8 protein-coding genes and 1 pseudogene are annotated in these 7,486 nt (G+C 56.8%); 3 read left to right on the top strand and 6 right to left on the bottom strand.

The window, feature by feature from the left end:
- Positions 1–71: 71 nt before the first annotated feature.
- A complete protein-coding gene (locus FE784_RS38020; RefSeq protein WP_139607507.1) occupies positions 72–365 on the top strand; it encodes a YtpI family protein in 294 nt (97 codons plus the stop codon).
- A gap of 753 nt (positions 366–1,118) precedes the next feature.
- Here the strand turns inward: FE784_RS38020 and FE784_RS42735 are convergent.
- A pseudogene (locus tag FE784_RS42735) lies at positions 1,119–1,299 on the bottom strand (group II intron reverse transcriptase/maturase); the annotation flags it as partial.
- 129 nt (positions 1,300–1,428) lie between these two features.
- Complete coding sequence (locus tag FE784_RS38010) at positions 1,429–2,760, bottom strand: DRTGG domain-containing protein (protein WP_139607506.1); 1,332 nt, start codon at positions 2,758–2,760, stop codon at positions 1,429–1,431.
- 194 nt (positions 2,761–2,954) lie between these two features.
- On the opposite strand from FE784_RS38010, the gene FE784_RS38005 reads away from it, so the two are divergent.
- The gene (locus FE784_RS38005; RefSeq protein ID WP_139607505.1) at positions 2,955–3,161 is read left to right on the top strand and encodes a hypothetical protein; all 207 of its coding nucleotides are present in this window, start codon (positions 2,955–2,957) and stop codon (positions 3,159–3,161) included.
- Positions 3,158–3,400 carry a hypothetical protein gene (locus FE784_RS38000; protein WP_139607504.1) on the top strand — a complete coding sequence of 81 codons (243 nt, stop codon included), beginning with the start codon at positions 3,158–3,160 and terminating at the stop codon, positions 3,398–3,400. Before FE784_RS38005 ends, FE784_RS38000 begins: the two co-directional genes overlap by 4 nt.
- Positions 3,401–3,607: 207 nt before the next feature.
- Here FE784_RS38000 and FE784_RS37995 read toward each other — a convergent pair whose 3' ends face one another.
- From FE784_RS37995 to FE784_RS37980, 4 genes are all read right to left on the bottom strand, one after another.
- On the bottom strand, positions 3,608–3,886 hold the full coding sequence (locus FE784_RS37995) for a hypothetical protein (protein ID WP_139607503.1): 279 nt from the start codon (positions 3,884–3,886) through the stop codon (positions 3,608–3,610).
- A 76-nt stretch (positions 3,887–3,962) separates the two neighbouring features.
- Positions 3,963–5,966, bottom strand: coding sequence for a glycosyl hydrolase family 28-related protein (locus tag FE784_RS37990; RefSeq protein WP_139607502.1), 2,004 nt, complete (start codon positions 5,964–5,966; stop codon positions 3,963–3,965).
- Positions 5,967–6,025: 59 nt separating this feature from the next.
- Positions 6,026–6,196, bottom strand: a complete 171-nt coding sequence (locus tag FE784_RS37985; RefSeq protein WP_139607501.1) for a LamG domain-containing protein — start codon at positions 6,194–6,196, stop codon at positions 6,026–6,028.
- Positions 6,193–7,473: a sialidase family protein gene (locus tag FE784_RS37980; protein ID WP_139607500.1), complete on the bottom strand. Its 1,281-nt coding sequence runs from the start codon at positions 7,471–7,473 to the stop codon at positions 6,193–6,195. Before FE784_RS37980 ends, FE784_RS37985 begins: the two co-directional genes overlap by 4 nt.
- Positions 7,474–7,486: the final 13 nt, after the last annotated feature.

The following is a 7,486-nucleotide window of genomic DNA, read 5'->3' as shown; positions in this document are numbered from 1 at the left end:
TCGACTTCGAAGGCTTGCTTCACTTTCGGGGGGATTATCTTGGGGGATCACATGAAAGGAGTTTCGTCATCATGCAGTGGCTTCATGGAGCCCTTCTAGTTATTTTCGCCTGTTCTTTGTTCGGCTCGGTCCTGTTCAGCGTTCGTTACCGGAGGCAAGTTTCGCGGAAGGCGCGGGGAATGGACGCCGCCAAAATGAATATTAGCATGGGCGCGATGCTGATCTCGATTGCGATCATCCAGCTGTTTCTGTTCACCGGCTCGACGGTTCGCGTTATCGTCGGCGCGGTTATGCTGCTGCTCGGCTTGTTCAACTTGTTCGCCGGCATCCGCAATTACAGTTTGTACGACCGCATCAAGGAGTAAGGCAAAAGCACGGAACGAAGAACACCTATGACAGCAGGTTTATCATGCCGTCCTCACGGAAAACGGCAAATTATCGGAAGCAGTTCCTTTATTTTGCCGTCAACGGCCGGGTTCGGGTTGGGGATAGCAGTCTTTATCAACTCTTATTTGTAGCCTGACGCGTCCTCGCCGGACAATGAGAGCTACCTGCAGCTCTTTATTCTGCCTCATTTCACGCTTTACAGGGGAACGGACGGAAATAACGGCCCCAAACCGCTCTTATTTTGCCAAAAGTCCCGAAACAACCGATTATAAAGGGTGCCAAAGCCTCTTATTCCGCATACAGCCGTAGGCAATCCCCCGCCAGCCGGGACAGGTCCCGTCGGCTGCATTTCATAAATGAGGCGCCTCCAATACGGCTGCAGACAAATGGAGCTGAAGTCGGTTCGGCGATCGTACCAAAAAAGATCCTCCGCCATTCCCGGCAGAAGATCTTTTTTTTCAATAGCCGCATAATCCGCATACAAGCTGGAGGCGGTTTTGGCGGGCATGAGCAGCTCGTTGCTCGTATATAGCGGCGCCGGATTCCGTTATGGTCTCGAATTTCGCTACACGCCTGTAAATAACGGCACACGATTCCGCTATTTCGATCTCTCGGGGCGGAAAAGGATAACGAACTGCGGAATAGAGGAATGGTCTTCCGTTATTTTGCTGTCGGCATCACTTTTAGGATTAATAGCGTACGCCAGTTCCGCTATTGGCGGTTCCAAAAGGCTAACAAAGCGCAAAGTAGTGTGAAAGCAGACTTTCCAGCTCTTTCGCTTCCCAATAGGAAGTCGGGAGGGCGTTGTTTATGTTCCGGGACATTTCCCACGCACCCCGCCGGGAGTTTCTCTACCCTCAAGACAGCCCAGCCGGGCACGCCGAGCGCCCGGAGTTCGCGGATACGGATTCGGTGTTGGATTCCTGGTACCGCAGGGCGCCCGCAAGGCGGCAAGCCTTCACCGAGTATGCGAGGTACTTAGATCTGCACGCCAATCATGCTGTCGTATTTGTTGCGTTCGTCCCCGTTATCCGCCGCCGTTCAATCGATCGCTTGCGCCGCGAGCATCGCCTTGCATACGAGGTTCGCGCCGTGGTAAATTTCGACGTCGACCTTTCCGTATTTGCGGCTCAGCTCGATGACCCGCGGACGGATTTCGATTTGGCTTTCCAGCTGAAGAGGACGCAAAAAGTAGGCGGTGAAGTTTTCGAGGACGAAATCGCCCTTTTTCTGCGTTTTCAGAGCACGGTATGCGCATTGCGTCATCAGCGTCGTCAGAACGCCTTCGGAGACGGTCCCGAGCCGGCCCGTCATCTGCGGGGTGATGACGCCCCTGTAGGACAAATGCCCGCTATCCTCCCGTACCTCCTCGAAGCCGACTACGATCAAATCCTCGAATGTCTCGCCGATTTGCGGCTGCTTCTGGATAACCTGCAGCGCCTTCAGCACGTCCTGGCGGCTGATCACGGACAGCAGCTTTCCCTTCGAGTCGACGACCGGCAGCAGCTCGATCCCTTCCCATACCATCATATGGGCCGCCGAGGTGACCGACGTTTGCGGCACGGCCGTAAGCGGATTGCGCGTCATCAGCTTGTCCATCGTCTGCTCCTTCGGCGCGCCCAGCACGTCCTTGGAGGCGATCATGCCGATAACCCGGTTCCATTCGTCCACGACGGCATAACGGCTGTGGCCGGTTTCCTCGACAAGCTTCTCCCAGTCGGTTACGGTGCTGCTGCCCTTTAACGTGCGCGGCGGGAGCTCCGGGGACAAAATGTCCTCCACGAGCGTAATCTTCTTCTTGATCAGCCGGTCGTAAATGGCGCGATTGATCAGCGACGCTACCGTGAACGTATCGTAGCTCGTGGAAATGATCGGCAAACCGAGCTCGTCCGCCAGCTTTTTCACGTCGTCGTTCGTGTCGAACCCGCCCGTAATCAATACGGCCGAGCCATGCTCCAGCGCATATCGGTGCACCTGGTACCGGTTCCCCACGATGAGCAGGCTGCCCGGTTCGATATAGCGTGCCATAGCCTCCAGCTGCATCGCCCCGATCACGAACTTATTCAGCGATTTCTCCAGCCCGTCCGACCCGCCCAGCACTTGTCCGTCCACGATATTGACCACTTCCGCGAAGGTCAGCTTATCGATGTTCGTCCGCGCCTTCTTCTCCACGCGCACCGTGCCGATTCTCTCCCGCGTGCTGACGAGCCCTTGATTCTCGGCCTCCTTGATGGCCCGGTAAGCGGTACCGTCGCTCACGTCCATCTCTTTGGCGATTTTCCGTACCGATATTTTCGAGCCGATTTGCAGCGATTCGATATATTTCAATATTTGTTCATGCTTCGTTACGGCTTCCTGCAACAGCTCGTCCATTCTGTTATACCCCATCTCGGCTAAACTGTATCCGTCTGTACTATTGGTTCCCAAACCGAACCATACCACAACTTATCGGATTTGTAAATAGAAATTCCTGCTACTCAATTGAGCTACTCTTTCCCCCTATTATCCTTTATTCTGGAAATACCATACAAAAAAAGAAACCGATTTGACGGGAGGAGCAGGATAGCATGGAGAACGTCTCGACGCAGCACCAAAACTGGGAAATCGCCATTCAAACCGTGCTCCATCGTTATCATGCGCAATTGGAGCTGGCGGCCAGGCATAACAATTCGGCGTTGATCCGGATCATGGCCGGCGAAATTACGCGCAACGCGCTTCAGCTTCATTCGATAACCGAGGACACGGTGAAAGAATTGGAGGATACTGGGGAATGAGCTATAGATCCATATCGCCGCATTTGAAATCGAGCTGTTACAACTGTAGACATTTCCAGGCAAGCAGCGATATGCTGAACGGCTTGTGCTTCCAAAATTCGGCCGATCAAGGTGTAGCGGCTATCGGAATCGGAACATGCGGGCAGTTTTCGATGAAAAGCGATAACGGAACATCGCGGTCCAAGTCGCTCGCCCGTTCGTCGGGCGACGGGAGACGCAGCGCCACGGTTGCCCGCTGACTGCAAGGTGTGCAGTGAAGCCTGTGAACGGCTGATACTGAATAACCCCACAAAGTGGGGCTTCTGCTCCGATGCTTATTCAGATACTTTGCTATATTGTAAAAAAAAGGGCCAGCCTCGGCTGTACCCATGCAACGCTTCGATCCGTTTCGACGGATCTTTTTTTTATTCGATAGATTTTTAACGAAAACTCTCTACACAAAATCGTCACTTTTTCGATTCCAGCATGCCCAGCTTCGCGTTCAGCCATTGCTGCCGCTGCAGTTTGCCGTATTTGCGAACCTTTTCCATCTCTTTCTTCGTTTCCTCATCGACGCCCAATATGCGATGCAGATGCGCGGCGACGACCAGCAGCGCGAAGCCGATCCAGACGATGCCGAATACGGTCGGAAACGAAAAGCCTTGACCGATCTCGAGACGGGGGACGGCGTAGATGAGCATACCGAGAGCCAAGCTCATATAGGCGACGCTTTTCCATTCTTTCACGGCAATCTCTCCTTGACTTGTACTACTACCCATCCTATGAGACAACCCGCCCAAGTATGACTGGATCGCAATACGCCTACTGCAATACGGCTTGGATAACCCCGCTATTATCGACATACACCTTATACGTTTTCGTTCCGTCCGGTGTCGTCATCACCAGCCCGTCCGATACGTGAACGTTCGCCCATCGCTTGGCCGCTCCTCCGAGGCTTGCTCCCTTGTCCGTTTTAGGATAAACCCCGCCGGAAAATTCCGCTTCTCCGGCGGCTGCCGAAATTTTCAGCTTTGAGCCGCTCGTATCGAGCAAATTGCCTTGCAGCTCGATATTGCCGCCGGGCGTCACCGACATCGCCGTCTGGCCGTTCGCATTCTGCAGCTTGATGCGCTGATCCTTCGGTCCCCGGATGATGAAATCCCGTTCGTCCGTCAACGGAAACGTCTCGAAGCTGTCGAACACGTAACGCGGAGCGAAGAAGCCCTGGTCCGTATAGCGGACGCCCGACAACCGTTTGAATTTCGGCGCCTTGTCTACCGAAACGTGAAATTCAGTCGCCCAAAACTGCACGTTCTCCGTATGCCCGCAAGGATATGCCCCTCTTGCATCGGCCGAATTGCGATACGGCGCGGCGATCATTCGACCGCCGCCTGGAGTTCCGTCGTATCTTCGCGTCGATTCGAAGTAGCAGCCGATGAACTGGATATCGTCGGCGTCATGCAAGTGGAGCAGCACATCCTCGAAGCCGAGCACGGTACAGCCGATCCATTTCAGCCCGCGCACATTTCCGCTCACCTCGATGTTTTTGGACACGCCAAGCCCGATGCCGACATGCGAGGCTCCTCTCTTCGAGGCGTGCTCCAGCCCCGCGATATAACAGTTCACATAAGTCGTGCCGGCAAAGCCTGAGCTGTAAGGAGAAAGGCGCAAGCCGTCTCCGACATTTCCGACATCGTCGGGATTGGCGGAGATGCCGTGCAACGTCAGCTTATCGCCCGACACGCTTGCGGAGGAGTAGTCGGTATAGGTTCCGGCGAGCCGCACCGTGCCGGACGAAGGGAGCGGATTGCTGCTCCACCACGGAACCTGAATCGAATAGTTGCCCGGGCTTCCCCCGAAGGAGGTCACCCGATACACATCTCCGCCGCGAATGCAAACGCCCGTATTGCCCTGAAACATGCAGTCGTAAAAACGGTTTCGTTCCGCCCCGGCGTTTTTGTACTCATTCCCGAGCGAGCCGGCCGTCTGAAGCTTGGCCGCGATTCGCCAGTAGCCGACAATCTGGACGTTGTGCAGCATAATATCCTGCGCGTTGTCGAGAAAAAGGCCGACGTCCCATTCGTCGCCAAGCGCAAGCGACCCGGTATCGTTATAGCCCCCGACGCCGTCGTAATTCGGCACGAGGCGCATATGGCGAATAGCCGCGAACTCGCAGCCTTTCGGAAAATGGATGCCGACCGAAAACTTGCGGGTCATCGCCGGCGAGCTTCCCGTCGCGTCGGCATTACGGAAGTTGGTCAGCGCATAGCGGACGTCGTCATGGTTCGGCAGCGTGTCCGCATTATCCAGAACCCCTCCCGACGGCCGCATGTCGGTCGCATACGTCACCTCGAACGTTTTGGCCCCCGCTCCGGCGAAGCGCAGCTCGGTCGGCGCCGGCTGCTTGAGCCGGTTTGCAAAGGTCAGATCCCAAGCGCTTACGCCTGCGCCTTCCAGCGTTACCGCCGTCCTCATGCGCAGCGTGCCGGTTAGACGGTAAACGCCCGGCGGCAGGAAAACGATCCCGCCGCCCCCGTCCGCACACCCGTCGATGGCCGCTTGAATCGCCGCCGTATCGTCGTTCGTCCCGTCGCCCACGGCCCCGTAATCCTTGACGTTCACCGCGCCGTACGTCGCCTGCTGCACCGAATAGACGGACTGTCCGACCCCGGACGACGATGCGGCGCCCGCCTGCCACAAGCTTCCGACGGCGACGGTTAGGCCCGCCGCGCCGAGGGAAGCGATCAGCTCCCTCCTGCTGAACCGGCTGTCGGCTTTGCTTTCCTTCGGCTCGCCCGGTTCCCTTTTATTTCCACTCTCGCTCATCCGCCTTCGCTCCTTTGCTCCCTGGAATCGAATGATTCGAACCTGTTCGACACCATTGCCTAATCCCAGTACGCATCCGCCTGCACGTGATACAGATGGCTTGCCTCCGCTGCCGTCAGCGCCTTGCCGAACACCATCACACGGCCCATCATGCCGGTGAAGTACGAGGTGCCCGCCGGGCTTCTGCAGATCGCGTCCGGCTGTGTCGGCACATGCCGCTCATACGTCAATAAGCCAATTGCCGGAAATCGCGTATGCGGTGAAACGAAATAAAATTGCCGTTATGCGCCGTTGCCGCCTTCTCGTCGCCGGAACGGCTCAGTACGAGCAAATCGTCGCCGGCTATCGCCATGCTTGCATAATGCCTCGCCTGCTTCGGATGATCCGTCTTCGCCACGAGCCCAGCAAAGCACCAGTCGACGCAGTTTTTAGAAAAATGCAGCTGAAGGCGATGACGTTCGTTATAGGGCAGGTCGAACCTTTCCGGCGGCAGCAGCTCCGCCCGCGTCATGCTGTCCGTCGTCTGGGAGCTGAGCAGCCAGTACAGCCGGGTCGTCTCGTCGTACAAAATATGAAACTTCATCTGGCCGCCCGGGCACGGAACGAAGGCGATCGTTTTGCCGGAAGGAACCGTCTCCAGCATCGTCGAAATCGTGCCGTCCTCGTTCTCCACCGCCTTCGCGACGCTTGCAAAGCCGGTCCCTCCCGTATGGGCTCTCATCCACAAATGGAAGGTGCGTCCTTCCGGATCGTGAAAATAATGATTCGGATCGGTAAACTGCACCACGTTCGTTTCCAGCCAGCCGATGCGGACCGCGGGACGGCCGGGGGCGATCCGCGCTACCGAGTCCGGCTCGACTTTGTAAAAGGGGACTCCGAACCCGTTCAAGGCATCTTCATCTACGGCATCGCGGAAGCCGAGCTCCGAAGCGAAGGTCCAGCTTTCGCGCCGGGTCAGATCGCTGCCGGCGCTTGCCCGCATCAGCACGGGAGCAAGCACGCTGACGCCCCATCCCTTATAAGCCGGGTCGGTCATTTTCTCCATGGCCAAGTACACGTTGCCATTGGCGTAATGGACGTTCGCAGGCGCCTGGTGCCACTTCTCTCCTTCCGTAAGCTTTATGGGCATACTCCACGTCTCGCCTTCGTCGTCCGATCGAATAATCGTCAAATCGTTGCAGTGGCCCAATACGTATAGAGAACGACCTGCAACGATCGGTCTTCCGTGTATGAACGGAAAATCGGTCCGATGCATCCATGTGCACCCGCCATCGTCGGAGGTGAACACCTTGCCCTGCCACGGCCTGCCCGGCTCCAGCTCGCCCTTGCGGCCGGGCAAGGCGGCTACGCCCGCCCCGCCCAGATCGAGCGTCGCGACAATGCGGCCGTTCGGCAGGACGGCGATGCCCGGACTGTAAGCGAACACGGACGCCGGATCGGGCGACTCGTACACTTTGACAAACTCGGGAGCCAGCTCCCGCACCTTCCACTCGTTGGATATGCTCACTTTCATCATCCTT

It is taken from the genome of Paenibacillus hemerocallicola, from assembly GCF_006265175.1.
Taxonomy (GTDB): Bacteria; Bacillota; Bacilli; order Paenibacillales; family NBRC-103111; genus Paenibacillus_AB; species Paenibacillus_AB hemerocallicola.
This window is presented reverse-complemented; position numbering and strand designations above follow the sequence as displayed.